This is a genomic window from Bacillus sp. F56 (genome assembly GCF_001748205.1).
In the GTDB taxonomy this organism is placed as follows: Bacteria; Bacillota; Bacilli; order Bacillales; family Bacillaceae; genus Bacillus; species Bacillus stercoris.
Genome location: NZ_BDFC01000005.1, coordinates 230332 through 257109, shown reverse-complemented (window position 1 = coordinate 257109; position 26778 = coordinate 230332). Strand labels below are relative to the sequence as shown.

The 26778-nt window shown below is 42.7% G+C and carries 26 protein-coding genes, 2 pseudogenes and 3 riboswitches; of the genes and pseudogenes, 18 read left to right on the top strand and 10 right to left on the bottom strand.

Annotation, left to right across the window (positions count from 1 at the left end):
• The first annotated feature begins 195 nt into the window (after nt 1-195).
• Nucleotides 196-1029, top strand: coding sequence for an RsbT co-antagonist RsbRB (rsbRB, locus tag BFW96_RS05850; RefSeq protein WP_014663708.1), 834 nt, complete (start codon nt 196-198; stop codon nt 1027-1029).
• Between the two features lie 31 nt (nt 1030-1060).
• Here rsbRB and thiX read toward each other — a convergent pair whose 3' ends face one another.
• The 4 genes and pseudogenes from thiX to thiU all read right to left on the bottom strand — a co-directional run bounded on the left by thiX (nt 1061) and on the right by thiU (nt 4632).
• Nucleotides 1061-1825 (bottom strand): HMP/thiamine ABC transporter permease ThiX, encoded by a 765-nt coding sequence (gene thiX / locus BFW96_RS05845; RefSeq protein WP_069838895.1) that lies wholly within the window; start codon nt 1823-1825, stop codon nt 1061-1063.
• Nucleotides 1800-3443 (bottom strand): ABC transporter ATP-binding protein, encoded by a 1644-nt coding sequence (locus tag BFW96_RS05840; RefSeq protein WP_069838894.1) that lies wholly within the window; start codon nt 3441-3443, stop codon nt 1800-1802. Before BFW96_RS05840 ends, thiX begins: the two co-directional genes overlap by 26 nt.
• Nucleotides 3430-4029, bottom strand: a complete 600-nt coding sequence (locus BFW96_RS05835) for an ECF transporter S component (RefSeq protein ID WP_014663711.1) — start codon at nt 4027-4029, stop codon at nt 3430-3432. The genes BFW96_RS05840 and BFW96_RS05835 overlap by 14 nt, the downstream gene beginning before the upstream one ends.
• Nucleotide 4030: 1 nt before the next feature.
• Nucleotides 4031-4632: pseudogene (gene thiU, locus BFW96_RS05830) on the bottom strand (HMP/thiamine ABC transporter substrate-binding protein ThiU).
• A 97-nt stretch (nt 4633-4729) separates the two neighbouring features.
• Nucleotides 4730-4842: riboswitch (TPP riboswitch) on the bottom strand.
• Between the two features lie 101 nt (nt 4843-4943).
• Here thiU and ykoG point away from each other — a divergent pair.
• The 7 genes from ykoG to mgtE all read left to right on the top strand — a co-directional run bounded on the left by ykoG (nt 4944) and on the right by mgtE (nt 10356).
• Nucleotides 4944-5630, top strand: coding sequence for a two-component system response regulator YkoG (ykoG, locus tag BFW96_RS05825; RefSeq protein ID WP_069838893.1), 687 nt, complete (start codon nt 4944-4946; stop codon nt 5628-5630).
• A 3-nt stretch (nt 5631-5633) separates the two neighbouring features.
• Nucleotides 5634-6998, top strand: coding sequence for an ATP-binding protein (locus tag BFW96_RS05820; protein ID WP_069838892.1), 1365 nt, complete (start codon nt 5634-5636; stop codon nt 6996-6998).
• Nucleotides 6995-7675 (top strand): PepSY domain-containing protein, encoded by a 681-nt coding sequence (locus BFW96_RS05815; RefSeq protein WP_069838891.1) that lies wholly within the window; start codon nt 6995-6997, stop codon nt 7673-7675. Before BFW96_RS05820 ends, BFW96_RS05815 begins: the two co-directional genes overlap by 4 nt.
• 91 nt (nt 7676-7766) lie before the next feature.
• Nucleotides 7767-8279 (top strand): PepSY domain-containing protein, encoded by a 513-nt coding sequence (locus tag BFW96_RS05810; protein ID WP_069838890.1) that lies wholly within the window; start codon nt 7767-7769, stop codon nt 8277-8279.
• Between the two features lie 80 nt (nt 8280-8359).
• Nucleotides 8360-8497: a transcriptional regulator SplA domain-containing protein gene (locus tag BFW96_RS05805; protein ID WP_052438166.1), complete on the top strand. Its 138-nt coding sequence runs from the start codon at nt 8360-8362 to the stop codon at nt 8495-8497.
• 107 nt (nt 8498-8604) lie between these two features.
• Nucleotides 8605-8770: riboswitch (M-box (ykoK) riboswitch) on the top strand.
• 90 nt (nt 8771-8860) lie between these two features.
• On the top strand, nt 8861-8983 hold the full coding sequence (locus BFW96_RS22010) for a hypothetical protein (protein ID WP_041521309.1): 123 nt from the start codon (nt 8861-8863) through the stop codon (nt 8981-8983).
• Nucleotides 8984-9000: 17 nt separating this feature from the next.
• Nucleotides 9001-10356 carry a magnesium transporter gene (gene mgtE, locus BFW96_RS05795; RefSeq protein ID WP_014663717.1) on the top strand — a complete coding sequence of 452 codons (1356 nt, stop codon included), beginning with the start codon at nt 9001-9003 and terminating at the stop codon, nt 10354-10356.
• 42 nt (nt 10357-10398) lie between these two features.
• Here mgtE and BFW96_RS05790 read toward each other — a convergent pair whose 3' ends face one another.
• Nucleotides 10399-10731 (bottom strand): MerR family transcriptional regulator, encoded by a 333-nt coding sequence (locus BFW96_RS05790; protein WP_003232541.1) that lies wholly within the window; start codon nt 10729-10731, stop codon nt 10399-10401.
• A 193-nt stretch (nt 10732-10924) separates the two neighbouring features.
• Here BFW96_RS05790 and BFW96_RS05785 point away from each other — a divergent pair, with 193 nt between their 5' ends.
• The 3 genes from BFW96_RS05785 to BFW96_RS05775 all read left to right on the top strand — a co-directional run bounded on the left by BFW96_RS05785 (nt 10925) and on the right by BFW96_RS05775 (nt 11947).
• On the top strand, nt 10925-11080 hold the full coding sequence (locus BFW96_RS05785; RefSeq protein WP_052438165.1) for a hypothetical protein: 156 nt from the start codon (nt 10925-10927) through the stop codon (nt 11078-11080).
• Between the two features lie 87 nt (nt 11081-11167).
• The gene (ykoL, locus tag BFW96_RS05780) at nt 11168-11350 is read left to right on the top strand and encodes a stress response protein YkoL (RefSeq protein WP_014663719.1); all 183 of its coding nucleotides are present in this window, start codon (nt 11168-11170) and stop codon (nt 11348-11350) included.
• A 132-nt stretch (nt 11351-11482) separates the two neighbouring features.
• The gene (locus BFW96_RS05775; RefSeq protein WP_003232536.1) at nt 11483-11947 is read left to right on the top strand and encodes a MarR family winged helix-turn-helix transcriptional regulator; all 465 of its coding nucleotides are present in this window, start codon (nt 11483-11485) and stop codon (nt 11945-11947) included.
• A 15-nt stretch (nt 11948-11962) separates the two neighbouring features.
• Here the strand turns inward: BFW96_RS05775 and BFW96_RS05770 are convergent.
• A pseudogene (locus tag BFW96_RS05770) lies at nt 11963-13080 on the bottom strand (MGDG synthase family glycosyltransferase); the annotation flags it as partial.
• A 91-nt stretch (nt 13081-13171) separates the two neighbouring features.
• Here BFW96_RS05770 and BFW96_RS05765 point away from each other — a divergent pair.
• Nucleotides 13172-13723, top strand: a complete 552-nt coding sequence (locus BFW96_RS05765) for a YkoP family protein (protein ID WP_040083805.1) — start codon at nt 13172-13174, stop codon at nt 13721-13723.
• A 27-nt stretch (nt 13724-13750) separates the two neighbouring features.
• Here the strand turns inward: BFW96_RS05765 and BFW96_RS05760 are convergent, their stop codons facing one another.
• On the bottom strand, nt 13751-14563 hold the full coding sequence (locus tag BFW96_RS05760) for a metallophosphoesterase (protein ID WP_069838888.1): 813 nt from the start codon (nt 14561-14563) through the stop codon (nt 13751-13753).
• A gap of 192 nt (nt 14564-14755) precedes the next feature.
• On the opposite strand from BFW96_RS05760, the gene BFW96_RS05755 reads away from it, so the two are divergent.
• Together BFW96_RS05755 and BFW96_RS05750 are read left to right on the top strand one after the other, a co-directional pair.
• The gene (locus BFW96_RS05755; RefSeq protein ID WP_069838887.1) at nt 14756-16450 is read left to right on the top strand and encodes a DUF6044 family protein; all 1695 of its coding nucleotides are present in this window, start codon (nt 14756-14758) and stop codon (nt 16448-16450) included.
• Between the two features lie 12 nt (nt 16451-16462).
• Entirely contained in the window at nt 16463-17476 is a 1014-nt protein-coding gene (locus tag BFW96_RS05750) for a glycosyltransferase family 2 protein (protein ID WP_069149484.1), read from the top strand.
• 19 nt (nt 17477-17495) lie between these two features.
• Here the strand turns inward: BFW96_RS05750 and BFW96_RS05745 are convergent, their stop codons facing one another.
• From BFW96_RS05745 to BFW96_RS05735, 3 genes are all read right to left on the bottom strand, one after another.
• The gene (locus tag BFW96_RS05745; protein WP_069838886.1) at nt 17496-19334 is read right to left on the bottom strand and encodes a DNA ligase D; all 1839 of its coding nucleotides are present in this window, start codon (nt 19332-19334) and stop codon (nt 17496-17498) included.
• A gap of 3 nt (nt 19335-19337) precedes the next feature.
• The gene (ku, locus tag BFW96_RS05740; RefSeq protein WP_069838885.1) at nt 19338-20222 is read right to left on the bottom strand and encodes a non-homologous end joining protein Ku; all 885 of its coding nucleotides are present in this window, start codon (nt 20220-20222) and stop codon (nt 19338-19340) included.
• Nucleotides 20223-20311: 89 nt separating this feature from the next.
• The gene (locus tag BFW96_RS05735; RefSeq protein WP_069838884.1) at nt 20312-22720 is read right to left on the bottom strand and encodes an EAL domain-containing protein; all 2409 of its coding nucleotides are present in this window, start codon (nt 22718-22720) and stop codon (nt 20312-20314) included.
• Between the two features lie 230 nt (nt 22721-22950).
• Between BFW96_RS05735 and BFW96_RS05730 the strand changes: the two genes are divergently transcribed.
• The 4 genes from BFW96_RS05730 (at nt 22951) to rsgI (ending at nt 26777) form a co-directional block, all read left to right on the top strand.
• A complete protein-coding gene (locus BFW96_RS05730; protein ID WP_069150765.1) occupies nt 22951-23565 on the top strand; it encodes a DedA family protein in 615 nt (204 codons plus the stop codon).
• A 47-nt stretch (nt 23566-23612) separates the two neighbouring features.
• A riboswitch (yybP-ykoY riboswitch) is annotated at nt 23613-23772 on the top strand.
• A gap of 49 nt (nt 23773-23821) precedes the next feature.
• Nucleotides 23822-24616, top strand: a complete 795-nt coding sequence (locus BFW96_RS05725) for a TerC family protein (RefSeq protein WP_069838883.1) — start codon at nt 23822-23824, stop codon at nt 24614-24616.
• Between the two features lie 263 nt (nt 24617-24879).
• Nucleotides 24880-25635, top strand: a complete 756-nt coding sequence (gene sigI / locus BFW96_RS05720) for an RNA polymerase sigma factor SigI (RefSeq protein ID WP_003245855.1) — start codon at nt 24880-24882, stop codon at nt 25633-25635.
• Nucleotides 25632-26777, top strand: coding sequence for an anti-sigma-I factor RsgI (rsgI, locus tag BFW96_RS05715; RefSeq protein ID WP_069838882.1), 1146 nt, complete (start codon nt 25632-25634; stop codon nt 26775-26777). Before sigI ends, rsgI begins: the two co-directional genes overlap by 4 nt.
• The last annotated feature ends 1 nt before the right edge of the window (nt 26778 follow it).

The following is a 26778-nucleotide window of genomic DNA, read 5'->3' as shown; positions in this document are numbered from 1 at the left end:
AAGTGGATTCAAGGGTGTTGCCTCATATTATATGAAAAAAACAACCGATCGGACAGAGCCATTTGAAGCATTTTGAAAAAATAGGATACACACCAAAGAATTAGTAATTTTCAAAATATTGGATGGCTTCAGCGTGTATGACTGGGATTTAGCTGGCAGTCAAGTTATAATGGTGTTGGGGAAAGGAGCAGTGTGATGAAACTGAATGAAAAATTATATGCGTTTTTTTCAGAACATGTGGAGCAAATGGCCGAGGAATGGATAGAAACGATGGAGGAAAGTGATCCGAATTCGCTTTACGCCTTACATAATGCAACAGTAACGGAAGAATTGAAAGAGCAGGACAGAGAATTTTACCGGCATCTGAATTACATGTATGTTTTACCGGAAAAACAATTTCTCGAAGAATTTCAAGAGTGGGTCATTGAGCTGACGAATGATCAAAAGCATCTCGACACACCGGTTCAGTATGTCATTCGAGAGTTTATGAGAAACCGGAGATTATATACGAAGTATTTTGAGAAGTTCGCAGAAGAAAATGAGTCAGCATTTGAACCGGGAGAGAAGCAAAAATGGGCTGATTTGATTGTAAAAGTATTTGATTTCACCATTTATACATTCGTTGATCACGCTGAAATGAATGCTAAGCAGCAATTAAACGCCCAGAGAGAAATGATATTGGAATTAAGCTCACCTATCATTACCCTGAGCAAATCAACAGCTCTGCTGCCGCTTGTCGGTGACATCGATACCGAGCGGGCCAAGTTTATTCTGGAAAACACGCTTCAGGCTTGTGCAAAAAGACGCGTTGAGCATCTGTTAATCGATCTGTCAGGTGTTGTGGTAGTGGATACGATGGTGGCGCACCAGATTTTTAAATTGATTGAGGCGCTCAATCTGATCGGTGTCCGGTCAACTCTGTCAGGAATCAGGCCTGAGATTGCGCAAACCGCTGTACAGCTGGGAATTGACTTTTCGAATATTACCATTAAAACCAATCTTGCCCAAGCATTAAACTATCATCAATAAAAAAATCCGCTATCTCAGATAGCGGATTTTTTTATGATGCGAAACATAAAGATACGAGAAAAGATCCCGCGAATAATAAGAGAACGAGGCAAAAGAACACCCAGTCGCGCCGGTTCACGGACAGCATCCTGTAATATGTCCGGTTTCTGCTTCCTGTAAAACCTTTCGATTCCATCGCAAGCGCTGTCCGTTCTGCTTTTCTGATGGCGCTTGCCAATAGCGGTATGGTATATCGTTTTAACCCGCTGATTTTATTTATGAAGCCGCTCTCCGCTGCACCTCCTCTGATTTTATGAGCCTGCTGGATCAGCTGGACCTCATCCTTTAACAGCGGAAGAAAGCGAAAGCCTGCAATGACACCGTACGCGAGCTTTGGTGAGAGCCTGCACTGCTGGACAAGGCTCAGCATAAATAAAATCGGATCGGTCGTAAAAACAAACATCATCGATAAGGCGGAAAAGCACAAAATACGAAAGCCCAATGAGATGCCGACAGACACATTATCGCTGTTAATGGAGATAGGGCCTGTTTGAAACAAAAAATTATCCGGTGTTGTCGGCACCTTTCCAAAAACGGCGGCTGTCCATACGCACCCGAATGCTAAAATCAAAAACGGAATCGTAAACAACAACCATTTTTTCAATGGGATTCCGGCCGCCAATAGAATACCCGCAACGATGATGATATAAAAACACGCCGGAGTGTAAGGGTTGTAAATAAACGACAGCATGACGACACAACAAAAAACCGCCGCCGCTTTTACGATTGGATTAATGAGATGTAACGGCTGCTTCATCGCGCACCTCCTCTTGATATGCCATCCATTCATATAGAAGGGGTAGGGTGAGCTTTGCTTTTTGGGCAAGCCCTGTTTCTTGAGAAAACAACTGCACTGGAGATCCATTAAAGGCCAAGCCTGTATTGTGAAGCACAAGCACGCTGTCAGCATACGAAGAGACTAGCTCCATATCGTGTGTAACCATGAGGACAGCGGTTCCCTCTGCCTTAATGCGCTGAATCATTTCCATACATTCAGCCGCCGTGCGGGCGTCCTGGCCAAAGGTTGGTTCGTCTAATAATAAAACCTTTACGTCATGCATGAGCATGGTAGCAACGCTCAGTCGCCGTTTTTGCCCTTGGCTGACCGCAAACGGATGATGATCAGCCAAATGGGCAAGATCGAAACGACTCAGCAGGTGTTGCGCTTTTTTCTCAGTTTCAGCATTTACCTTCTGGCCGAACAGCAGCTCATCATACACCGTATCGGTGACGAATTGGTGTTCAGGGTTTTGAAAAACAAATCCCATTCTTTTTCGCAATTCTTTTTCCTTATATTGCTGCAGCGGCTGTTCAAATAGAAGAATTTTGCCGCTTTGCGGTTTCATAAGACGGGCCAGAACAGATAAGAGCGTCGATTTTCCAGTGCCGTTCGGGCCGACAAGCGCCGTCAAAGAGCCTTCGCGCAATGAAAAGCTGATGTCTTCGAAAATCGTTTGTTGTCCTCTCGCGAACGAAAGGCTGCGGACTTCGAGCACACTCTTTCCAGAAGGAGTTTCCTTCTTTTCGGCACGCCCGGCAGGAAAGGGCTCTTTGAACAGCGTTTCTTTTGATAAAGTAAACGGCATACTCAGCTTTTCCTGCAGATGGCAGACCTTTGGAATTGCGATGCCCAATTTCTTTAGTGTCTCCGCTTCGTGCTGAAATAGATCTTTCGTCAGGCCATCCAGCGCTTTGTGGCCTGATTTATCGAGCACGATCGTCCTCTCAATCCAAGGCGCCCATTCATCAAGCTGATGCTCAATGACGAGGAGGCTGAAACCTTTTTCCCGCTGAAGATCTTTCATCAGATGAACGAATTCCCGCGCTGAGAAAGGGTCTAATAGAGAAGTTGGCTCATCTAAAATAATAAGCTCAGGCTCCATCGCCAAAATACAGGCGAGAGCCACTTTCTGCTTTTGTCCTCCTGAAAGGGTGGATATCGTTTTTTCTTTTAAATGGGTAATACGTAATTTTTCTAATACGGCATTGATTTTCTCTGTCATTTCTTCTTTTGGAATCTGCAGATTTTCCAGCCCGAAAGCGATTTCGTCCTCCACCGTCAGCATGCAGAACTGCTGATCAGGATCCTGAAAAACGACCCCGGCATGCTGAGCAATCGTTTCGGTGGTTTCAGCGTTTGTGACCGGCTTTTGAAATAGAAAGACATGTCCGGACTGAATGCCGTCGCAAGCCTCCGGATATAGACCGTTTAAACAAAGGGCGAGCGAGCTTTTACCGCACCCGCTGGGGCCTAGCAATAAAACACATTCTCCTTTTTGAAGCTCAAACGAAATATTTTGAAAAACCGGTTTTTCGTCTTCTTCATAAGAGAAGCTGAGCTGGTCAACTGTCAGAAGCTCGTCAAAGGCTTGCATGTTCTGACGCCCGCTTCCGTTTCTTTTTCAGTTCCTTTCCGAGTGCCATTCCGTTTAACACACCTGTATAAGCGAGAGAGTCGCTGACGGCTTTTCCGAGAAGGCCCGCCAAGAGCGCGCCGGAAATGAGACGGATCACAAGCATAATGAGCAGATAACCTGATGAATAGGCTGCATAGCCAGAAACAAAGAGATCGTAGATAAAGCTGGCTACTGAAGATCCCATTCCGGCCAGCATAAGGACAGGGAGAGAGTATGCTTTCCAGCGTGTTGCAAGGAATACAGCTTCAGCCCCGAGTCCTTGAACAATGCCGATGACGATGACCATCGGGCCAGACGGATTTCCCAGCAGACACTCAACGAGAGCGGCAATGATTTCAGAAACGAGCGCCGCACCCGGTTTTCGAATGATGTATGCGGCGATGACCGAAACGATAAACCAAATGCCGTAAATCGGTTCATAGGCAATTGGCCCAAACATACCTGCAAGCACGTTTCCGAAATGTGTAAATAATAAATAAACAACGGCAAATACGATACTGATAACGGACATGATGACAATTTCTTTTACTTTCCAGCTTTTCATGTTATCCCTGCTTTCTGTTTTTTCTTGATGGGCTGTTAGCCGAAAGATTCACAGTCATGGTGATGTGGTTTGTTTGCTGCTCAGCCATGCGGAAAACGGCTTCCAATGTTCTGAATACGTCATGGGCATCCCCTTCAAGCTCGCTCGCGTAATGGACACCCTGTACAAAAGTACCTTGGGCTTTTGCGATGTCGACAGCCTTCATAATCAATCCCATATAATCCGGCTCATTCATTGGATAAAGCGCAAATTGGCACGCGCTTCCGCGTTCAAGCCTCGGACAGCATCTTCATTGACACGCTTATTGTCTTTGGAAAGATATGTATCTCCCTGAGTGTCGCCCGGGCACCCAATGGAAAACGTGCCGCTCATGACGATGTGTGTCTCGCTGTTTGCTGCATAAAGGTAAATGGCTTTTGCGGCATCGAATACATGATCAATCGATCCGCGTAACACCGTGCTGATATGGTCGGTTTTCGTCCAAACCTTGGACGTATCTGTTTTTTTCAGCGCAGACTTGATCACACTGATAAAATCATCCGTCATCGGATATAAAGAGAAGCGAAAACCGGCGATTCTGCTTGTACCGCACATATGCTCCATTTCTAAAAGCCTCCTGTTTTTTGGATAAAATAAAAAACTGCATATCCTAAGGGAATATGCAGTCATAGATCGATTAAGCGCACAAAAAAATACACCATTCGGTCAACCTGCACTTCCCCACGCTGGTATTATCCAGATCGGGTCATAAGGGATCAAAACGCGATTCTCCCGCGTTTTATCTCAGCCAAAACAGCACCCCTAGTGCTTTCCGTATACAATTTTTTATTTTGACATCATAATAGATGATAAGAATCATTTTGTAAACAACGAAATCATTTTTTTCATATAGGGACAGGAGAGGATGATCACATTTGGACAAAGGACACATATTAATTGTGGAAGATGAAGAAAAAATCGCCAGGGTTCTGCAGCTTGAATTGGAATATGAAGGATACGGCGTGACCATTAAACACAATGGAACAGAAGGCCTGAATGCGGCCGCGGAAGACGGGTATTCCTTGGTGCTTCTTGATGTCATGCTGCCGGGGCTTAGCGGACTGGAAGTGCTGCGCCGCTTGAGAAAAACGGATCAACAGACACCGGTCATTTTATTAACGGCGCGAGACAGCATTCCTGATAAGGTAACAGGTCTGGATATCGGTGCGAATGACTATGTCACCAAGCCGTTTGAAATCGAGGAATTACTTGCGAGAATCAGGGCGGCGCTGCGCCAAAATGGAACAAAAACGGAAGAAATCGGCACCTTTCTTACATATGACGATTTACGGGTGAACGAAAAAACCCGTGAAGTGAGACGCGGAGACAAAGAGGTGGAATTAACGCCGCGGGAATTTGATTTGCTCGTCTACATGCTAAAGCATCCGCAGCAAGTGCTGACACGGGAGCAAATTCTAAGCGCGGTATGGGGATTTGATTATATCGGTGATACAAATGTCGTAGACGTCTACATAAGATACATCAGAAAAAAACTGGACTATCCTTACGAAAAACAGCTGATCCATACGATTCGCGGGGTCGGCTATGCCATTAAGGGGTAAACGATGAAGCTGAAGACCAAGATTCATCTGTACACATCAATATCACTGTTAATTTTATTAATTTTGGTTCATACCGCAGTATATCTCATTTTTTCGTCTGCGCTGACATCAAAGGATGCGGCCCGGCTTGCTGATGAGACGGATAACATGGCCGAAGCGCTGCATGCTGCTGAAACAGAAGGAGTGGCTTTGCAGGACATGCTGCAGGCCTACCTGCCGGCAAATGGCATGGTGCGTGTAGTGAACGGTGATCAAAAAGCCGCCATGACGATCACAAAAGAAAAAGCGTATAAAGATTTTCCTCTCTCTTTTCACAGCGGAGAAACGGCAGATGTGAGGAAACATGACGGCAAGCTGTTTGCTGAGGCTGCTGTTCCGGTGATTTGGACCGATGGACAAGTGGTTTCTCTTCAGGTGGTGGAAAGGCTGGAGAACACAGAAGAGAGCCTGTTTCTGTTGAAACTCATCTTAATCGCTGCAAGTGCCGCTGTCTGCATTGCTTCTTTTTTTGCCGGCAGCTTGCTCGCCCGCCGTATTATCAATCCGATCAGACGATTAATGATGACCATGAAAGACATACAGCGAGAGAAAGCATTCAAAACGATTTCTTTAGAAGGACAGTCGCACGATGAATTGTATCAAATGGGGCTGACATTTAATGAGATGGCAATGATGCTGAAAGAGCACTACGATAAACAGCAGCAATTCGTTCAAGATGCTTCACACGAATTGAAAACTCCGCTCACCATTATAGAAAGTTACAGCAGCCTGATGAAGCGATGGGGGGCAAAAAAGCCGGAAGTGCTTGAGGAATCGATAGAAGCCATTCATGCAGAAGCGGTGCATATGAAGAAACTGGCCAATCAGCTTTTGGCGCTGGCCAAAAGCCATCAAGGACTCGAGGTTGATCTGAAAACAATCGATTTGATTGAAGTGTCGCGGGCCGTCACGCAAACGCTCCAGCCTGTCTATCAGCGCGACATTTTACTCGAAACAGATAAAAAGAGCCTGCCTGTAACAGCTGATGAAGAACGCATCAAGCAGCTGCTGACCATTTTGCTCGATAATGCCATAAAGTATAGTGAAAAAGCCATTGTGATATCAGCCGGAACGAAGGATGGACAGCCGTTTCTGTCAGTAAGGGATGAAGGTATCGGGATACCTGAGGAACATATCTCGCATTTGTTCGAACGGTTCTACCGGGCAGATGAGGCACGGAACAGAAAAACAGGCGGAACGGGTTTAGGCCTTTCCATTGCCAAGCAAATCGCCGATGAGCATGGCATTGAGCTATCTGTCAAAAGCAAGTCGGGACAAGGAACAGCTGTCACCATGCAATTCAGCGAACAGAATGGGGGAGGCCGATGAACAAACCAATAAAAACAGTATCTTTTGCAGCTGCAGCAGTTTTAGCCGTCATCGTCTGTACGTTTCTCATCATTCGGCAAACCCACGAGGACGTACTGTCAAAGGAGGCTGTCATAAAAAAAGTCGAAGCCTCTTATGAAGGCAAGGTCACGAAATCAACACAGTCAAAGGATAAAAAAACATATGAGATGACCCTTGAAAATCCCAAGGGAACTTATTTTATAAAAGCTGACGCAACATCAGCTGACATTCTTTCAATGAATAGAGTAAAAGCGATGAATCCATCTGTTATGACAGAAAAAGAAGCCGAGCATCTCGCGCTTAAGCGGGTGCCGGGTACGGTCAAAAAACGAACACACAAGAATCGCGTTGCCACATATATCATTCAAAAAGAAGGCGGAAAAACATACGAAGTGAAGGTAGATATGCAGGCAAAAACAGTCTTGTCTGCCGATCAAATCAGCAATAAAGACCAACAAAAAACACCGATTACGAAAAAAGAAGCCAAAACAATTGCAGAGCGAGAAACGGGCGGGACAGCGGATGACGCAGATCTCGAAGAAAGTGAGGGCACTCTCATCTTTGAAGTGGATGTTGATCTTCCTGATGATAAAGAAGCGACAGTGAAGATCAATGCCTACACAGGAAAGGTAGCTAACATTGTCTATGAAGACTAAAGGTTTCTCATCAAATTCTCATCTTACTCTCGTTTTCCTTTCATGTTGAGTGTGTAAACTGTACTCATACAAAACAAAGGAGGACTCACAAATGCTCAAGAAAAGATGGATGGTCGGGCTTTTAGCAGGGTGCCTAGCGGCTGGAGGATTCAGCTACAACGCGTTTGCCAAAGAAAACAATGAAAACAGTCAGCCTTCTTCTAAGGCGGGTGCACTCACTGAACAACAAGCAGAATCAATTGCCAAAACAGTTGTTGACGGCAACGTAGAAGACATTGACAGAGAGCTTTACAATGGCAAAGATGTCTATGAAGTGGAGATTGAAAAAGCGGGTGAAGACTACGACGTTTATGTAGATATTCATACAAAACAAGCGCTTAATGACCCGTTAAAGGAGAAAGCAGAACAAGTTGCCATAACAAAAGAAGAAGCGGAAGAAATTGCTTTAAAGCGAACAGATGGAACCGTAACAGAAAGTAAGCTGGACGAAGATGACGGTGCTTACATCTATGAAATTGAAATCCAAACGAAACAAGGAACTGAGACAGAATTTGAAATTTCCGCAAAGGATGGCCGCATGATCAAAACTGAGATAGACGACTAATCAAACCCCCGCTGCAGCGGGGGTTTTTCATGATAAGAAACCTTCTTTTGGACAATCTAAGTGAAAAGGAGGCGAAACACATGGAAAAGAAAGAGGAGCAATACATCAATCAGGCTGAATATGTCCCTCATCCAACGAAGGATGGAGAGTATGCCTTATTTCTTCATGAAACGTATCATCTGCTTTCTGAAGATGACGAGACACAAACAACAGAATAAGGGCTTAGGCCCTTGTTTTGTTCCGTAATTGTGATGTAAGCGCATTTATTACTTTTTTGAGTTGACACAGCTTGTTTTTTTCTGTAATCTCAGTGTGTCAATTCAATTAGGAACTTCGTTAGGTGAGGCTCCTGTATGGAGATACGCTGCTGCCCAAAAATGTCCAAAGACGCCAATGGGTCAACAGAAATCATCGACATAAGGTGATTTTTAATGCAGCTGGATGATTGTCCTATGCCATACAGTGCTAAAGCTCTACGATTGAAGGCGCCCGCACGCTTTTTTGCCGTGCTTCTTTCACCTTCAATCCTGAAGGCTTTTTTTATGCCTTTAAAACGAACCCAATCAAAGGAGGTGCGGAGTATGGATTCTCCCCATTCGAGTCAATCTGAAGAAGTACCCATATACTATGACAACAAGGCAATTGATTACACGATGAGGAGACGAACTGCCGCACCTTCTGGCGAGGCCGGCACGTCTCCGTAGAGGAGGTACGAGTCCCGATGGTTCAAAACATGACCTATGACGAACTCATTTTACGCATCATTATTTTATTGCGAGACGGGAAAATCAGGGATTTCAGAAGCGTTATTGATGAGCTTCAGCCCTATGACATGGCGTTTATTTTTAAAGAAATGCCGGAAAAACACCGCGCCCGCTATTTATCTTATTTAACTGTAGACGATATCACTGATATGATCGGGGAGCTGGAACGCGAATTTCAGCTTGCCGTCTTAAATAAAGTCGGAAAAACAAAAGCAACACTGGCGATGAACAAAATGGACAACGATGACCTCGCACAATTGCTTGAAGAAATGGATGAAGAACTGAAGGAGCAGCTTTTGTCCAGCATGGAAGCGTCAGAGTCAAAAGCTGTACAGCTCTTGATGAATTATCCGGCTGACTCAGCGGGACGCATGATGACAAACCGATATGTGTGGATTCCTCAGCATTATACGGTAAAAGACGCGGTCGTCAAACTGAAAAGCTTCGCTGAAATCGCTGAATCGATCAACTACTTATATGTTATTAATGAAAGCAAACAGCTGGTTGGGGTTCTTTCCTACCGTGATTTGATCCTGGGTGAACCTGAAGAAAAGGTGCAGGATTTAATGTTTACCCGCGTCATATCAGCAGATGCTCTTCAGGACCAGGAAGAAGTTGCCCGCCTGATTGAACGTTACGATTTCTTGGCAATACCGGTTGTAGAAGAAAACAACGTGCTTGTCGGCATCGTAACGGTTGATGATATTATCGACGTCGTCATTCGGGAAGCTGATGAGGATTACGAAAAATTTGCCGCTTCCGGTAAAGACATCACCTTTGACACAAAAGCTTACGTGGCGGCATACCGGCGCCTGCCATGGCTGATTTTACTCTTGTTTATCGGGCTGATTTCAGGAAGCATTATCAGCTATTTTGAAGATGCGCTGAAACAGGTTGTCGCGCTTGCGTTTTTCATGCCGATGGTGTCAGGGATGACAGGAAATACGGGAACACAATCTCTCGCGGTTGTCATCAGAGGTTTGTCTAAAGAAGAAATGAACAAAAAAACGATTGTGCGCCTGATCTTCCGGGAGTTCAGAACAAGTATTTTTATCGGAGCGGTTTGTTCTGTGCTAATCGCGATTGTCTCCATCATATGGCAGGGGAATGCGCTTTTGGGATTTGTTGTCGCTTCTTCACTGTTTTTAACCTTAATCATCGGCACGATGTCAGGAACGATTATCCCTATTATTTTGCACAAACTGAAAGTAGACCCGGCGATTGCTTCTGGACCGCTGATTACAACGTTAAACGATATTTTATCTTTATTAATCTACTTTGGCATTGCCACTGCATTCATACACTCATTATAAATTTAAAAAGTCCGTCTCAACTGCGAGCCGGACTTTTATCATTTAACGGTTTTTGTACCGAAAGTGAGCATTAAGCTGCCCCTCCAGCATTTTTTTCCGCACTTGCGGATCGTTTTTTAACATCTGTTCTTTTTTGCGCATATCCTTTAAAATCTCTGCCGTCTGTACGCCGTCTTCCCGCTTATTGGCGATATCCATCAGACGCTCCACATCGGCAAAGGAGTATTTTCTTGTCCCCCTTGAAGAACGCTGCGGGTAAATGAGTTTTCGTTCCTCATAATACCTGATCTGTCTTACGGACAATCCTGTCAATTCACTCACAATTCCGATTGAAATCACTTTTTTGTCTTTATAAGAATGATCTTCTGTGGTCATTTTTCCACCCCTGGATGTCTTTTGATAATAGTATATAAAAAACAAAGAGAAAAAACCTGACGCTTGTCATATTTTCTAACATCAAATAGAATATTTTTGAAAAAATGCGGAAGAAAAATTAACAAGAATAATGCGTAACATACAAGCGCGTTTTATCCTTTATGTAACGAACAAACGAGGAGGAAGGATAATCATGGAGGAAGAAAAAGCGGTCTCACTGGCAAAAGAAATTATCGAGTTGGATATCAAGCGTGATGAAATGCTGGAGACGTTTATGCAGCTTGCCGGAGAACAGGCTTTTCAATTATTAAGATCCGTTCAAAACGGACGGTACCGTAAATCTTCGTAAACATAAATTCTTTACATTAGATTCATACCACGTTCATTTAAATAGAGTATCTTTTGTATAGGATACCTCAAAATGAAGGAGGACGCTATGAGTAATTTATTGAAAACCGCTTTAGAAAAAGAACGAAGCCATTATTCTGAAAAACTCTATCAAATTGGGGTTTATAATAAAGAGGTCATGAACAAAATGACGATTTCTGAGCTTCGGAAAGAATATGCTTATTTCTTTCGAAGCATTACAAATCACAGAAATTATCCTTATACAAGATAATGTATAAGGATTTTTTTGCTTTTAGAAGGAATTTCTCGAATTATAGCGAATACGTATAGTAAGGGACTGAACTCTTATTATATGTAAGGGTTTTCATTATTTTTTTATAAAAATCCTATATACGAGGTAGATATGATGAGATTATCGTTTAACGAAGAAGAAGTTGAGCGTGCGATGAATTTGTACAGAGTTTTTGCAAGGGCTTTCAAAAGTGTGTCCGAACATAGTATCCGTGATAGCAAAGAGCACGGTTTTAATCCCACTGAATTTGCTGTACTGGAGCTCCTGTACACAAGAGGCCCGCAAAAATTGCAGCAAATTGGGTCGAGACTTCTGCTTGTAAGCGGAAACGTCACATATGTTATTGACAAACTAGAAAGAAACGGGTTTTTAGTAAGGGAGCAGGACCCGAAAGATAAACGCTCCGTTTACGCACATTTAACTGACAAGGGAAATGAGTATTTGGATAAAATTTATCCGATTCATGCTCTGCGTATTGCGAGAGCGTTTTCAGGCCTTTCGCCTGATGAACAGGACCAGTTGATCGTCCTGCTCAAGAAAGCGGGCATACACAGCCAGCATTTGCTGTTTCGTTAACGACTCTACACTCTCTTTCTGGAGAGTGTTTTTTTGTTTTATAGGATTCTTTTTAAAACATCTTCAATCTTCCTATCAGACATTTCTTCAAGATATTCATTGACGTGTGTTTGATATTTCTTCATCAGTTCACTTGATTGAAAAAATACCGCAAAACGTTCTTCTGCTTTTTGTACATCCCAGTTTCTCATATCTATGACAAGCTTCCTTTCTTTTAAAAGGTTCAAATTCATTTCCTCCTGTCCCGGCAGTGCATGATAAATAAATACGGGGAGCCGCTTCTGTAAGCATTCACTGATGGTCACGCCTCCGGGTTTTGTCATGATGCCTGCCGCCTGTTCGTACAAACGGTTCATCTCTGCTTTGCTGTGAAGGTAAGGAATCGCCTCAATTAAAGGGTGGTGTAAACTTTTGACATAGCAGTAGAGCTTTTCGTTTCTGCCGCATAATATTTTGTATAAGATCTTTCCGTCTGGCGACAGTTTCTGCACCCATTTTAACATTCCCCCAACTCCCATACTGCCTCCTGTGATGATGATGGTATATGGCGGATGATGCTGACAGGCATCTGCTGATCCCATTTCAAACATTCGGTGAACGGGTATGCCGGTCAAGTATATGTTTTTCTGATCGATCCCCTCTGATATAAGCTGCTTCTTTACTTCGGTGCTCGGAACAAAATGGTAATCAATGTTCTTCCGTCCCCATAATTGATTCACGAAAAAATCAGTGTATACATTCACAACCGTCAGATTCGGATATTCAGGCTTTAGCCGGTTCAGCAGATAAGAAGGCAGCGCATGTGTGCAGAAGGCGAAATCAGGTTGTTTTTCTTGGAGGATGTGCCTCATTTGCTGTGTGAACAGCAATTCGTACGTGGAATAGCGTTTGTCATGCTGATATTCTCCGCAGGCGAGCAGCCGGTAAATGCCGCTATACGTTTTTGGGAAGTATTGAATCCATTTTAAATAACCCGCGGAGGACAGTTTTTCTAACCGCCTATACGCATGTGAAAAGATATCAATGTTCTCAGCTGCAAGCCCCTGAGACTCTAATTCAGCCTGTAATGCATCAGCCACATGATGATGGCCGGTGGAAATGCTTAAAAAAGGAAAAATGAGAATGTTTTTCATGACAGTCCTCCCAAAAAAATATGGCAACTATATTTTGGGGAGAACGCTCACAAAATATAAGGGTGTTTTTGATCATAAGGAAGGTGAAAAGATGAAAACCTGTTTCCTTTCCATTTGGAAAATGCTTGACCCGATTTATTTCTTTTTTTCTAGGCTAAGCTTGATTGACAAAGAGCAAAAAAGCGTTTTTCGAGTCAGGCTGACGAAGTATAAAGGACATCATGTCGTGCTGAGCGACGGAACGCATATTAAAAAAAATGATGTGCTCGTTAAAATCCATCTGCACAATATTAAGCTGATAAGAGAACTGCAAAGCATTGAGAGTACGGTCAGAAAAGGAATCATTATTTATCAGAAAGTATATCAATCAATGCCGCTTCTTCTTGACTATATCAACAATCATAAAAAAAGCGAGAAAATCAAAGGAATCATTGGGATTACGATGCTTGACAAAGGTGTAAAAAGGCTCGGCTTTGATGTGATCACCCCGGTGAACCCTTTTTACAGATGCTTTAAAAAAATGTCCCATGTGCCGATTTTATATTTGACTTCAAAGCCTGTGAGCTTGCGGCATTTACCGAATTCATCCTATTTGTTGATCTCAAAAGAAAAGCTGCAGAAAACCTATCAAAAAAAAGACTGATGCCTCGGTCAGCACAGTCTTTTTTGCTTAAATCTGATGAAATGTCACTTCAGGGCGGCTTCCGACACGGATATTTACGCCGGTTTGTCCTAAGCCTTCGCTGATATAAAATGGCTTATCGTGATGATAATGAAGACCTTTAATCATGTTCATGCGCACGAGTTTGCCCATTTTCACCAAATGATACGGTTTTGGCCAATGGATTTGCCCGCCGTGAAAATGGCCTGACAGCAGGTAATCATAATGAACATCTTTCATATCCAGAATAATATTTGGGTCATGTGTTAGTACAAGCTGATAGCCGTTTTCCAAACTTTGATAAGAGCCGGTGATATTACTGCGATTCGTACTGTAATCATCAATGCCGATAATATTGATTGGCCCTGCAGCCGTCTCGATTCGAACATGTTTATTTTGAAGCGTGATACAGCCGTTTTCCTCTAAAACACGCTTCAGCCTCTGAAAGTCTCTTTCTTTCAATACATAGTCGTGGTTACCGAACACCGCGTACATTCCATATGCAGGCTTCAGCTTTTGCAAGGCGTTCAAGTAACCTGCCAGCTTCGGAATATTACGTTTCCGATCAAGAAAATCACCGGTAAGAGCAATGATGTCCACAGGCTGATCTTTTGTTAAAAGATACAGCTCCTCAGGTGAGACTGAAATGTTTTCTAAGTGAAGATCTGATAAATGAAGGATATTTAATTTTTTTCTGGCTGGAAGGCCGTCTTTTTGATCGATTGAAATGGTGTTGACTTTCACATCTTTTGTATTGCGGTTCGCTTTATATAGAAATGGCACAAATACGAGTATGGCCAATGAAAGTAAGATTGTAAACAAAATATATCCCCTCCCTGCTATCAGTATAGTAAGTGATCAAGCACTATGGATAGCGGGAATTAATGGGTAGAGACAGGCTGAAAAACGGATTGTCATATGATGAATGATTTGGAAGGGAAAAGGGATAATAAATTTTGACACATAAGGCAGAACATGCCGACGGAGTCAGAATAACAAATGGATGTGTAAGCAATGTTACGGTTGATGAGACAACAAAAAAAAGAAACATATTATCTCTGGATCGCATTATTTCTCCTTTTGCTGTATGTATCCCCGCTTTTTATTTTAAAGGAAGATGCCCATATCCGAGTCCACGATAATTTAGATTCCAACATCGCGTGGTACAAGGTTCTTGCCGATAGCGGAGAAATCGTCGGCAAGGTTGACGCTGCCATTCCGCAAATCATTAACGGGCTGCCACGGGATGCCTTTGGCACCGAGTGGAGCGGCATTGTTTGGCTTCATGCTTTCTTTTCTTCCATGACTGCCTATGCAATAAGCCAAACGGTTACAAGAGTTGTCGCTTTTTTGGGAATGTATGTGCTGCTGAAAAAACATGTAATCCCGGAGCCAAAAGCGGCTTTCATCCGAATTGGCGTATCGCTTGCATTTGCCTTAACACCTTTCTGGCCTTCGGGAATGCTAAGTACGCTTGGGTACCCTTTGGCACTGTGGGCTTTTTTAAATATCCGAAAAGGGGATATCTCATGGAGAGAATGGCTGACGCTCGGACTGCTCCCTTTATATTCAAGCTTTGTGTTAGGCTTCTTCTTTTTCCTGGCAGGAATGGCGTGTTTTTGGCTGTATGATGCCATTACAAAAAGAAGATGGAATCTGATTTTTTTAGGCAGTATTGCATTTATGACGAGTATCTATCTTTTCGTTGAATATCGGCTTGTCTATTCGATGCTGTTTGAGCACGCACCGATGCATCGGATTGAATTTATCTCATCCAGGCATGACGTTTGGCATTCTCTTCGGCTATCCGTAAAAAACTTTGTCTATGGCCATAATCATGTGATGACCGTTCATACCGTTGTCATCCTCCCGATTCTGCTGCTCGTATTTGCTGCTCTGCTGTTCAAACGAAATCGGACAAAGCCAGAAAATGTTTATCTGTTTTTATGTGTGCTTAATTACGGACTGTCATTATGGTATGCGTTTTGGTTCAATAAAATTTGGGCAGTGCCTAAGCAGAAATTTGCCTTTTTAGCAGAATTTAATTTTGCCCGATTTCATTTTCTGCGACCGCTTGTTATATACGTGAGCTTTGCGCTTGCTTTATATCTTATTTGGCGGATGGGGAAAGGGTGGAAATGGCTTGTGTACGCCGCGGTCGCTGCACAGCTGATGGTGCTGGCGCCTTTTAATGAAGAGTATACGTATGGTGTTCATTACAACGCGCCGACATTTAGGGAGTTTTATGCATCCGAGCAATTCAACGAGATTAAGGAATTTATCGGACGCCCGCAAGATTCGTACAGGGTGGCGAGCATCGGCCTGCATCCGTCTATCGCCCAATATAACGGGTTTTATACGTTAGATACGTATAACAATCTATATCCGCTCTCTTATAAATATGAATTTAGGAAAATCATCGAAAAAGAGCTGGAAAAAAACACTCGGCTGAAACAATATTTTGATGAGTGGGGCAGCCGCTGCTACCTTTTTGTCGATGAACTCGGTAAACGATATGATTTCAAAAAGAACTCGAAGAAAACGATCAACAATCTTCAATTAAATACAGATGTATTTAAAAAAATGGGCGGACGGTACATTTTTTCTTCAGTTCCGATCATGAATGCTGAACAAAACCATCTTGCGCTTGTCAAGACGTTTGACCATAAGGATTCCGCTTGGCGCATTTATTTATATGAAACAAGATAAGGAGGATATCGATTGAAACAGCCACAGCCAGTATTAACCATCGTCGTCCCGTGTTTCAATGAAGAGGAAGTGTTTCAAGAAACAAGCCGTCAGCTGACAGAGGTTGTAGACGATTTAATTGAAGAGAAATTAATTGCTGAAAACAGTAAAATTCTATTCGTCGATGATGGCAGCAAAGATCGCACTTGGGCTCTGATTGCCATGGAAAGCATAAAAAACAAGAAGGTTACCGGTTTAAAATTAGCCTGCAATGTCGGCCACCAAAAAGCGCTTTTAGCCGGACTCCATAAAGCGAAGAATAGGTCAGACTGTGTCATTTCGATTGATGCTGATCTTCAGGACGACATCTCTGTGATCCGGGATTTTATGCTGAAATATCATGAAGGCTGCGAGATTGTGTACGGTGTCCGCCGGAGCAGAAAAACCGATACCTTTTTCAAACGCACGACCGCATTAGGATTTTATCGCCTCATGAATAAGCTTGGGATTAAATTAATTTACAATCATGCTGATTTTCGTTTAATGAATAAAAGATCCCTTGAAGAGCTTGAGCGTTATCCAGAAGCGAATTTGTTTTTAAGAGGCATTGTTCCCATGATTGGCTTTAAATCAGCCGAAGTGTTGTATGACCGCAAGGAACGCTTTGCCGGCAAAACGAAATATCCGCTGAAAAAAATGCTGTCATTCGCTTTTAACGGGATTACATCATTCAGTGTCGCACCAATTCGATTCTTTACGCTTTTGGGATTTGTTTTATTTTTTCTCAGCGCTGTGGCAGGGATTGGCGCGTTTATTCAAAAGCTGCTCGGCCATACGAATGCAGGCTGGGCGTCTCTCATCATTTCCATTTGGTTTTTGGGCGGGCTGCAATTGATGGGAATTGGGATTATCGGAGAGTATATCGGGACGATATTTTCCGAAGTGAAAAGACGCCCGAAATACGCGATTGATATCGATTTGTATAATGAGCCGCTGAGCCCGCTTCAGCGCCAGGAAAAAGAGCGATTAGAGAAAAAGTACAGTTAAACGGAAAGAGCTGACTTCATTAGTCAGCTCTTTTTTTCAACTGATGTAATATAGCGCTAAGAGGTTCGTCCTGCGGGTTGCGGTAAAAATCAAAAAATGGACAGCCCTTTTTCTTAATCCGATCAATGACGGTATCAATTGTAAACAGAGCGGGTGTTAAAGATGATTGGACTTCATGCCAGTAAAGCGGTGCCGCGACAGTCCCGAGCTCATTTCCTCTCGTCGAATAGGGACAGATAATCGTTTTTCCTTCTGCATGCTGCAAATAATCAAGATACAATTTGCCATGCCTGTTTTTAATCAAGCGTTCAGTGGTAAATAGCTCGGGAAATGCATTGGTGCAGTACTCGGCAATCAGCTGTGTAAATTGGCGTGTTTCTTCATACGTGAAAGCCTCAGGAGACAAGGGAATATAAAGCTGGATGCCTTTGTTGCCGGACAGCTTCGGGTACGAAGTAATGCCAAAGGAGTCAAACAGCCGCTTCAGTTCATTTGCAGCCTGAACGGCCATAATAAAGTCATCTCGCGAAGGCGGGTCTAAATCAATGACAATCTCAGCCGGACGCCTGCTTCTAATGGTTTGAAAAGGAACGTGAAACTCCAAAGCAAGCTGGTTGCAAAGCCATAACAACGTAGACATATCCTCGCAGACAATATGCTCATGGCTTCCGTCATAGAAAGATTGAACAAAATCCGGCGCGTAGTCCGGCTTGTTTTTTTGGAAAAATGATTCGCTCCTAGCTCCATGCGGATAGCGAATGACGGTGACAGCCCGGTTTTTCAGAAATGGAAACAGGTAGTCACTGACCTCAATCATATACTGAATAAAATCTTCTTTTGTTTTTTTATTCTTTTCAAATATGATTTTATCCAGGCTTGTGAACTGAAGCTTTGGGTGAACCGGTTTAGAGTGGCGTATGACTTGCGCATATGTGCATTCGGTCCAGTCCATTTGGAATTCGAAACCGACAAACGATACCTCTCTTAGTGTGCCTTGAAGAACCGTTAAGTATTGAACAGTTGCACAAATAGAAGGTTCAAGCGTAAATTCGCCAGAAGGTGCTTGATGTCCGTGCTGTTCCATAATCTCTCGTATCGCGCTTTTTTCCTCATCACGCATTCCGTGCGAGACAGAGGCTATCGGTGTCATGATCCCGTTTTTTAATACGGACACCGTCAGAAACCCATTGTTAGGGTTGAAGCCTGTTATGCAAACATGTGCTTGTTTAAAGTTTTTATATTTGAGCCAATCGGACGACCGCTTCTTTCCAAGCCATTTGCTGTTTGTTTTTTTCGCTACAATTCCTTCTCCGTCATATTTCATTACCATTTCCCAGAGTTGATCAAAATGATCGTAACAGGGGATATATTGGATGGTTTCCTTTGCGTAAGGGTCTGGAGACGCAGGAAGCTTTGCTGCGGACATGAGGTCATACAGCGTTTTTTTACGGTCCAAATACGAACCAAGCGTTACATCTTCTCCGTTTCGCTCTAATAAGTCAAAAGCGAGAAAGCAGCACGGCCTCGCGTTTGCCGATTCCTGAATCTTGTCTGGCCTTTTTAAACGTCCCCGTACTTGAAGATGTTCAAAATCTGCTCGACAAGGATTCACCAAACAGACGATTTCTCCATCAAGTGTCAGCGGAAGTTCTTTTTCCATAGGCTGAAAGACACTTTTGGCGAATTGTGTGATTTCAGGGAAGGTGCTGTTGAGCTCCACACCATTTCTGCTGGTTAAGGTCACACCTGAAGAATGGATGCGAAGAATACATCGGTACCCGTCATATTTAACTTCGTAACGCCATTCTTCTCCGATTGGCGGTGACGAAGTAAGGACCGGCTGCATGGTTAACGCCATGGACTATGACGTGCCGGAGGCTTTTTTTCTAGTCGTTTTCCGTTTTTTATCTCCGGCTCCTTTCGGTTCAGCGGCTTGTGCAGGTGCGGCAGCCGATGTCTCGGGGTTCGGTCTTCTGGTTCTGTCGATGCTGGCTTGCAGTGCGCTTACCAGGTCAATGACATCTTCACGCGGTGGCGCTTTATCAGGAGTGACGGCTGTCTCTTTATTTTCAAGCTTGTCATTGACTCTTTGCAGCAGAGCCTGACGATACGTGTCCTCATATTTTTCAGGTTTAAACTCAGCAGTCAGTTCATCTATTAATGTGATAGCGGTTTGTAGTTCCTTATCATTTACATTCGATTGATCAGGTACACCTGGGACATGAGCGGCGCTTCTGACCTCATCCGGATAATGGATGGACTCCATGACGATACAATTTTCATAAACGCGGAGAATCGCCAGTTGCTGCTTTGACCTGATTGTCATATTGGCGATACCAATCTTTCCGGTTGAACGCAGCGCCTCACGCAGCAGAGTATAGGCTTTCGTCCCGTTATCCCCGGGGCCGACGAAGTAGGAGCGGTTAAAATAAATCGGATCAATTTCCTGAAGCTGAACAAAGTCAACAATCTCAACCGCTTTCTCCTCATGCTCCTGCTTTAAGCTTTTTAAATCTTCGTCCGTCAGCACTACATATTTTCCTTTTACATATTCATATCCTTTGACAATTTCATCAGGGCTAAGTGTTTTTTCGCAATTCGTGCAAACTTTCTCGTATTTAATTGGTGCGTGATCCTCTTTATGGAGGCTGCGCAGCTTAATATCTTTATCTTCTGTGGCCGCATATAGCTTGATGGGGATGTTTACTAGTCCGAAACTGATCGATCCCTTCCACATTGTATGCATATCGATAAACCCCTTTTTTTCTTTAGTGTGAAGAGGAGTGGGGCGATTCATGTGTAGTAACTTATGGGTGAAAAAAACAGCCGGCGCTATTATTGCGGCGGCTGTTCAATAATGAATTGTTCGATTTGTTCCGGCGGTATTGGCCTGCTGAAAAAGAATCCCTGCAAATGGTCGCAGCCTTTTTCATAAAGAAGCTGCTTTTGTGCTGAATTTTCAACACCTTCGGCAATCACCTGCAAAGACAGCTGATGGCCCATGGCAATAATAGCCCCTGTAATTTGCTCTGATTTACGATGGGTTTGAATATCGTCAATAAATGATTTGTCAATTTTCAGCCTGTGAATCGGAAAGTCCTTCAAATAGCTAAGCGAGCTGTGGCCAGTACCGAAATCGTCAATACTGATTCTGATTCCTAATTCCGTTAGCGATGACAAAACCTTTTTGGAGTGATCAAGATTGTCCATTGTCATGCTTTCTGTCACTTCCACTTCAAGAAGGTGCGGAGGAAGCTTGTATTTATTCAGCGTATCCTTGATGAGGGGAATCAGATCTTCGGATTGAAACTGTTTGGCGGAAATATTGATGGCGACAGAAAGATCATAGCCTTTGTCATGCCAAACCCTTGCCTGTTTGCATGCTTTATCTATAATCCACTTTCCGATATCAATAATAAGGCCCGTTTCTTCTGCGACACCGATGAATTCTCCGGGTGGGCACAGCTGACCGTCGGGTGTGACAAGACGTATTAATGCTTCTGCCCCTGTCATTTTTTGATTTTTTGCGCTGAATTGCGGCTGATAATATAAGACAAATCTATCGTTTTCAATTGCTTCTCTAAGTACGATCTCTTGATTCAGCTTGACGGTTTCTTTGTTCCCGATTGAAAAAGAAAAGTACCTGTATTTGCTTTTGTTTGGTTCTTTAGCGGCATACATCGCCATATCAGCCTTTTTCATCAATTCAAGGCCATCCGTCCCGTCTTTTGGAGATATCGCAATCCCGATACTGACAGAGGTGACTAAAGTGTGCTCTTGGATTTTAAAAGGTTTTTCGAATTTTTGGATAATTTTTTTTGCTAAAACATCTGCCTCGCCTGTTCCTGTATTGGCATCTGTCAATATAATAATAAATTCATCGCCGCCAAGACGGGCAATAAATCCGTTATCAGGAACTACAGATGACAGGCGCTTAGCTGCAAGCTGAAGCAGTTGATCACCGACATTATGCCCTAATGCATCGTTAATCACTTTAAACCGGTTTAAGTCCAGAAAGAATACAACGGTGTTATAGTGTAAGGTATGCTCGCGATTCAGCACTTCTGTTAGGTGAGAGATGGCATGCCTTCTGTTAGGTAAGTCTGTAAGCGAATCATAATGAGCCATTCTATGGATTTCTTTCTCTGCTCTGTACTGCTTTGTCATGTCTTTGCAAATAACATAAATGCTGTCAAGCTCTTGATTGACCTCAACAGGTATGAGCGTAATATTTAAGTGAAACTGGCCTTTTTCAGTAATCAGATCGCTATCACTGTTCATCGCTTGTTTATCTTTTTTAACTTGCTCAAAAAGGAGCTTAATCTTCTGGGATGTATAATTTTCCCAATCGTGCATGCTGAATCCAAATTTGCTGATCATTTCCTCGCCGGCATGATTTGATGATATAATGTCGCCTTCTAATGACAAAATAAAGATGGCGTCAATATTGTGGTTGATTAAAGATTGAAATCTCTGTTCGTTATCCTTTATGCGTTCGCTTTGTTTCATAAACTTTCGGTCTGCATGGGAACTGAATAATAATAGTGTTTGTATACAAAAAATAATTAAAGTAACAAAAATTGACCAATGAAACGTATGTACTTCCATATGGCTTCCGGAAGGAGCCGTGTCCTCATGGAAAGTTGCGGCAAGCATTCCTGTATAATGCATGCCCGAAATCCCTAAACCCATTACAAGTGAACTGATGACTTTATAATACATAAGATGATCAGAATGTTTTTTTACGGCCAAGTCAAAGAATATCTTTAACGAGACGAAAGATGCTGCAATCGCAATGATAATTGAAACTGTAAATAGAATCGGTTCATATATAATCATTACCCGGGAAATGGCAGACATTCCGATATAGTGCATAGAAGCAATAGATGCGCCAAGCACAACTGATCCGGTAAGCAGTCTGTAAAATGTAAGAATGTTCCGGCTGACAAAATATAATGACACAAATGATCCGGAAACAGATGCACCAATGGATGCCATTAAAGGCATGAATTCATATTCCAGCTGCATCTCCATCTCCATATGGACGGCCATCATCCCTACAAAATGCATTGACCAAATCCCGAATCCCATTATAAGTGAGCCGCCAATCAGCCAAACTTTACTTTTTAAACCCGTATGGATCGTGACTTTCCTTGACAGTTCAAGGGAAATGTATGAGGCAGCACAGGCAATAAGAATAGATAAATATATGAGCGTCGTATTATACGTAACGTGTATTTCCAAATGGAGATTCCTCCCGTATCTGATGTTCCAGTCTTGTTGACTCTCTTTATTATCGGCTGCTTAACTCCAGACTTTCAGCCTTCAAGATGATAGAAATACGAGTGAGAGCTATTTTTAGTTCAGCTGACCGTGAAAAATGTGTTAAAATCATGTTGACGTTTTCCAAAAAAATAAAATGTACAATACATAAATAGGGAAAAGGGGAGTTGAAGGCTATCGAAGAGCTGGTTATGTCATGGATAGAAGCATTTAAAAGCTTATCTTATTTTGGAATATTTCTAGCGCTCAGTATTGAGTTTATCCCCGCTGAAATCGTCCTGCCTCTTGCGGGCTACTGGGTATCGAAAGGCGATATGACGCTTGCCGGCGTTGTTTTGGCAGGAACGCTTGGAGGAGTGGCCGGTCCGCTTACGCTGTATTGGATAGGAAGGTACGGAGGAAGGCCGTTTCTTGAACGTTTTGGGAAGTACCTTTTTATTAAGCCTGAAGCGCTTGATAAGTCTGATCAATTTTTTAAAAAACATGGGGGCTTTGTCGCCTTCAGCGGCCGTTTTTTGCCTGGCATCAGGACATTGATCTCCATACCGTGCGGCATTGCAAAAATGAATGTTTGGGTGTTTTCGCTTTATACATTCATCGCTATGCTTCCGATTACATTTGTATATGTTTATCTCGGTGTGAAGCTCGGTGAAAATTGGAAGGAAGTCGGCTCTATTCTTGATCAATATATGCTTCCGATCGGGATAGCGATTTTGGTGCTGTTCCTGCTCTACTTATTGATGAAAAAGAGGAAGAAACGCACGCACTCCGAACATTTATCAGTATTTTTAAAAAATAAACGTTGACAAATCACCGCACTGCGCATATTATTGACGTATAAAATGATATTTCTTGAAATCCCAAAGGGGAGTAGCGTCCGGAATATATTCCGGAAACAAAGTCGTCATTTCATGGATGGTATCCATCGGCTTTGTTGGCATGCTTGAATTCATGTCTAGCAAGACCTTTGCCTTATGTCGGCAAAGGTCTTTTTTGCATGGTCCGGCCGGCATAAGATCGGATGAAGAGAAAGAAAACAACTTTTTTGGGAGGGTATCATTTATGGATGCAGCATTATTATTAGAGTATGGTTGGGTTCTTCTCGTCTTGATCGGGCTGGAAGGGATTTTAGCCGCCGATAACGCACTGGTTATGGCGGTCATGGTAAAACATTTGCCGGAAGAAAAAAGAAAAAAAGCGCTGTTTTATGGATTGGCAGGGGCTTTTGTACTGCGATTTGGCTCTTTATTTGCAATTTCTTTCTTGGTCAACGTATGGCAGGTTCAAGCGATTGGCGCGATCTATTTGCTGTATATCTCAGCAAGCCACTTATTGAAAAGATATGTATTTAAGAAAGAAGACACGCATAAAGAGACGAAGAAAAGCGGTTTTTGGCCGACTGTTTTAAAAGTGGAACTGGCAGATATCGCGTTTGCTGTTGATTCTATTTTAGCAGCAGTAGCACTGGCGGTTACGCTCCCTGGGACATCACTCCCGAAGATCGGCGGACTTGACGGAGGGCAATTTATCATCATTTTGGCCGGTGGTATAATCGGACTGGTGATCATGCGATTTGCGGCTTCAATGTTTGTAAAGTTATTAAAGGAACGTCCAAGCCTAGAAACAGCAGCCTTTGTGATTGTCGGCTGGGTCGGAGTGAAGCTTGCTTTATATACGCTTGCCCATCGTGACATAGCGGTTGTTTCTGAACACTTTATCCATTCTGGAACATGGAAGCTGATATTCTGGGGTGTCTTAGCGGCAATTGCAGTTAGCGGCTGGTTTATGTCAGGTGGGAAAAAACAGCTGGAGGGCACACAAAACGAACAAAAAAACAGCACTCGGGAACGGGCGTAATCTGAAAGACTCTGCTTAAAAGCAGAGTCTTTTCGTGTTTGAAGCGTTTTCATACCCGAAATAAAATAACATTTTTATAACAGGTTTGTTACAAAAAACACGCATAAAACCCCCTTAATTCTTTAGAAAGGCACGAAATCATGTATAGGACGTCAGAATGGTTTGTCATAATTGAGACATTGGAAATCAATATTTCTTTTTCTCCTTTGCGAATCCCTATCAAATTAGCTATCATTAATGAGTAGTTATAGGGAGGAACTGAGGTGAAACCAGTGCTTAGCCTTTTGTTTAAATTGGGAAAAAAGAAGCAAACGCTTGAAAAAGCTGTTGAGAGTATACAAAAAGGCAATAAAGATCTGCAAAATGAATTAATACAGCAATATAAGCCATTTATCGCAAAGACGGTTTCATCCGTTTGTAAACGATATATAGATGAAAAAGACGATGAGTTCAGTATTGGACTGATCGCGTTTAATGAAGCCATTGAAAAATATTCACCTGAAAAAGGAAATTCTCTGCTCGCATTTGCTGAGCTTATTATAAAAAGAAAAGTCATTGATTACATTAGAAAAGAAGCCAGAAGCGCACAAAATATAAATATCGATTTACAGGAAGGAGACGATCAGGAATCATCACAAAGCCTGATTGAAGCCGAGCTTTCCATTGATGAATACCGCCGTCAGATTGAACAGGAGCAGAGGCGGGAGGAAATCCTCTATTTTCAAAAGCAGCTCAAGGATTATGGTTTGTCGTTTAAAGAACTGCTTGAAAATTCTCCAAAGCACACGGATGCAAGGCAAAACGCCATAAAAGTGGCAATGACGCTTGTTGAACACGAAGAATTGGCCGCTATTTTGTACACAAAGAAGCAGCTTCCAGTGAAACAGCTGGAGCAGCTTGTCTCTGTAAGCCGAAAAACGATTGAGAGAAACAGAAAATATATTATTGCGATGTGTATTATCATTACGGGTGATTATATTTATTTAAAAGATTATCTTAAAGGGGTGCTGCACTCATGAGAAGAGGGATTATAGTAGAGAAAAATAAAAAATTCGTCACGTTGCTGACCCCTGACGGACAATTTTTAAAAGCTAAAAATGATCGCCACAGCTATGAAATCGGAGAGGAAATCATGCTTCCGAGTGAAACACGCATGGGCAGAAGGGCCAGCTTTTTTGATTTTTTTAAACTGCGCCCTTTCAAAATGGGGATTTTTACGATGACTGCTATTATGCTTTTTATTTTTATAGTTCTCCCCGTTTTTTCCAACAATAAGGCCTATGCGTATATGACAATCGATATCAATCCAAGCGTTGAAATGGCGTTAAACAGCGATTATGAAGTGATTGAACTGACGCCTCTAAACGATGAGGGAAAGCAGGTCGTAAATGATATAGATGATTGGGAGAAGACTGATTTTAAAAAGGTGATTGACGATATAATAACCGACTGCAATGAGCACGGGTATGTAAAGAAATCGAAAGAAATATTGATTTCCACTGTTTATGAAAATACGGAAGACAATACATATAAAAAAGCTGTGAAAAAACAGCTCAACGATGTAACTGAAAAATATAAAACGACATACCGCATGGAATCTCTCGAGTCTGATATGCAAACGAGGGAAAAAGCGAAGAAAGAAGGCGTTTCAACAGGCAGCTACATCAAATCAAATGAAAAGAATAACAATAAAGATTTAAAAGATGACTCCAGCAAACCATCCGGGGAAGAGGATCAAAAGAGAGAAGAAAATGAAGGTGAAAACACCGATCAAACCGACTCCCAGGACAGCAAGCAAGGAGATAATGAACAGTTGAATGATACGGATTCCGGTGACCAGAAAGAAGATAAAGCGGATGACCAGACTGATAAAAGTGATAAAGATAAAAATGTAAAGGAATCAGATGAAAACACAAATACCGAAAAAGATGGGGACGATGAGCAAACCCCAATACAAGATCCTCAAGATAAAGGAAATGAAAATAACAGCGCTGACAAAGGTCAAAGCCAATACCACAGGGACTGGAACAATGGTGAACAAGGCAAGAATCGTTCTTCATCCAGAAGGGATAACGCTTCAGACCGCCGTAATCCAAACGGCTACAGCAGTGATAATAATTCAGCTCAAAATGAAGATTCGCCGAGTGCCCCCGGCGAATAAA

Bases quoted from the DNA above. Each gene is read 5' to 3' on its own strand.
- rsgI (WP_069838882.1), top strand. From the start codon at position 25,632: ATGAGAAGAGGGATTATAGTAGAGAAAAATAAAAAATTCGTCACGTTG.
- BFW96_RS05765 (WP_040083805.1), top strand. From the start codon at position 13,172: ATGAAAACCTGTTTCCTTTCCATTTGGAAAATGCTTGACCCGATTTAT.
- mgtE (WP_014663717.1), top strand. From the start codon at position 9,001: ATGGTTCAAAACATGACCTATGACGAACTCATTTTACGCATCATTATT.
- thiX (WP_069838895.1), bottom strand. From the start codon at position 1,825: ATGAAGCAGCCGTTACATCTCATTAATCCAATCGTAAAAGCGGCGGCG.
- rsbRB (WP_014663708.1), top strand. From the start codon at position 196: ATGAAACTGAATGAAAAATTATATGCGTTTTTTTCAGAACATGTGGAG.
- BFW96_RS05815 (WP_069838891.1), top strand. From the start codon at position 6,995: ATGAACAAACCAATAAAAACAGTATCTTTTGCAGCTGCAGCAGTTTTA.
- BFW96_RS05745 (WP_069838886.1), bottom strand. From the start codon at position 19,334: ATGGCGTTAACCATGCAGCCGGTCCTTACTTCGTCACCGCCAATCGGA.
- BFW96_RS05775 (WP_003232536.1), top strand. From the start codon at position 11,483: ATGATGAGATTATCGTTTAACGAAGAAGAAGTTGAGCGTGCGATGAAT.
- BFW96_RS05785 (WP_052438165.1), top strand. From the start codon at position 10,925: ATGGAGGAAGAAAAAGCGGTCTCACTGGCAAAAGAAATTATCGAGTTG.
- BFW96_RS05840 (WP_069838894.1), bottom strand. From the start codon at position 3,443: ATGCAAGCCTTTGACGAGCTTCTGACAGTTGACCAGCTCAGCTTCTCT.
- BFW96_RS05730 (WP_069150765.1), top strand. From the start codon at position 22,951: ATGTCATGGATAGAAGCATTTAAAAGCTTATCTTATTTTGGAATATTT.
- BFW96_RS05820 (WP_069838892.1), top strand. From the start codon at position 5,634: ATGAAGCTGAAGACCAAGATTCATCTGTACACATCAATATCACTGTTA.
- BFW96_RS05725 (WP_069838883.1), top strand. From the start codon at position 23,822: ATGGATGCAGCATTATTATTAGAGTATGGTTGGGTTCTTCTCGTCTTG.
- ykoL (WP_014663719.1), top strand. From the start codon at position 11,168: ATGAGTAATTTATTGAAAACCGCTTTAGAAAAAGAACGAAGCCATTAT.
- ku (WP_069838885.1), bottom strand. From the start codon at position 20,222: ATGCATACAATGTGGAAGGGATCGATCAGTTTCGGACTAGTAAACATC.
- BFW96_RS05810 (WP_069838890.1), top strand. From the start codon at position 7,767: ATGCTCAAGAAAAGATGGATGGTCGGGCTTTTAGCAGGGTGCCTAGCG.
- BFW96_RS22010 (WP_041521309.1), top strand. From the start codon at position 8,861: ATGGATTCTCCCCATTCGAGTCAATCTGAAGAAGTACCCATATACTAT.
- BFW96_RS05835 (WP_014663711.1), bottom strand. From the start codon at position 4,029: ATGAAAAGCTGGAAAGTAAAAGAAATTGTCATCATGTCCGTTATCAGT.
- BFW96_RS05805 (WP_052438166.1), top strand. From the start codon at position 8,360: ATGGAAAAGAAAGAGGAGCAATACATCAATCAGGCTGAATATGTCCCT.
- BFW96_RS05790 (WP_003232541.1), bottom strand. From the start codon at position 10,731: ATGACCACAGAAGATCATTCTTATAAAGACAAAAAAGTGATTTCAATC.
- BFW96_RS05755 (WP_069838887.1), top strand. From the start codon at position 14,756: ATGTTACGGTTGATGAGACAACAAAAAAAAGAAACATATTATCTCTGG.